The organism is Neisseria sp. P0021.S005 (genome assembly GCF_051956955.1).
Map to the genome: position 1 here is coordinate 1 of NZ_JBQCWY010000779.1, position 1,314 is coordinate 1,314.

Annotated in this window: 2 protein-coding genes and 1 pseudogene; 2 read left to right on the forward strand and 1 reads right to left on the reverse strand. The window is 48.8% G+C overall.

What is annotated here, in order from left to right; genetic code table 11:
* A pseudogene (locus ACTHUE_RS19215) lies at positions 1-95 on the reverse strand (arsenate reductase (glutaredoxin)); the annotation flags it as partial.
* 169 nt (positions 96-264) lie between these two features.
* On the opposite strand from ACTHUE_RS19215, the gene ACTHUE_RS19220 reads away from it, so the two are divergent.
* Together ACTHUE_RS19220 and ACTHUE_RS19225 are read left to right on the forward strand one after the other, a co-directional pair.
* Positions 265-747: a TlpA disulfide reductase family protein gene (locus tag ACTHUE_RS19220; protein WP_070837242.1), complete on the forward strand. Its 483-nt coding sequence runs from the start codon at positions 265-267 to the stop codon at positions 745-747.
* A gap of 249 nt (positions 748-996) precedes the next feature.
* On the forward strand, positions 997-1,314 hold a 318-nt coding region (locus tag ACTHUE_RS19225), incomplete at its 3' end, for a cell division ATP-binding protein FtsE (RefSeq protein ID WP_440424193.1).

The window sequence follows — 1,314 nt, forward strand, 5'->3', positions numbered from 1 at the left end:
ACGTCGGCGGCAACGCCTTTTTCTTCGAGCAAAGCCAGCGCGGCACGCGATTTGCTGCAACGCGGGTTGTGATAAAGTGTGAATTCAGACGGCATGAAAGTCTCCGTATTATTGCAAAATCATTCAATGATGGCGGTTATTATCGTCTGCAACTGATTTTTACTCAAACTTTTTACTTGATATCTTGATACGAATCGGTAGGCATACCCACCAAACCGTTTTACAATAAACACAATTTCGATTGGCAACCTCAAGGATACAACCATGAAAGCCTTAACCGCCCTTCTCTTGTCCGCCACCGTTTTTACCGCTGTACCGGCCTTTGCCGCCGATGAAACAGCTGGTTGGCAGGACAACAAACCGCAAAGCCTGGAATCGCTCAAAGCCCCCGTGCGCGTGGTCAACCTGTGGGCAACCTGGTGCGGCCCCTGCCGTAAAGAAATGCCCGCCATGTCCGCATGGTACAAAGCGCAGAAAAAAGGCAGCGTCGATATGGTCGGCATCGCGCTGGATACCACTGACAACATTGGCAAGTTCCTGAAACAAACACCGGTCAGTTATCCGATTTGGCGTTACACCGGCGCCAACAGCCGCAACTTCATGAAAGCCCACGGCAACAACGTCGGCGTATTGCCTTTCACTGTCGTCGAAGCGCCGAAATGCGGTTACAAACAAACCATCACCGGCGAAGTCAACGAAAAAAGCCTGACCGCCGCCGTGAATTTGGCCAAAACCAAATGTAAATAAAACAGCGGATAGGGTGCTTAACCTACGCTGATACCGAGGCCGTCTGAAACCCAATCGTTCAGACGGCCTTTTTTTCAAATCATACTGCTTTGTGTTGCAAACCGGCAGTGTATCCGCCTGCAGAACCGGGGTTTCACTATCAAAAAGCAGCCGAAATATTTATAATCTGTGAATATCCCCATTTTTTCAGACGGCATGTTGCCCTATCGATGACGCCTGCCGTCTGAATCCCTATTTTCAGGAAAACCCATGATCCGTTTCGAACAAGTTTCCAAAACCTATCCCGGCGGTTTCGAAGCCCTGAAAAATGTCAGTTTCCAGATTAACAAAGGTGAGATGATTTTTATCGCCGGCCATTCGGGCTCGGGCAAATCTACCATTTTGAAGCTGATTTCAGGCATTACCAAGCCTACCAAAGGTAAGGTTTGGTTCAACAATCAAGACCTCGGCACCTTGAGCGACAATCAGATCGGCTTTATGCGCCAACATATCGGCATTGTCTTCCAAGACCACAAAATCCTCTACGACCGCAATGTCTTGCAAAACGTTATCCTGCCTTTGCGGATT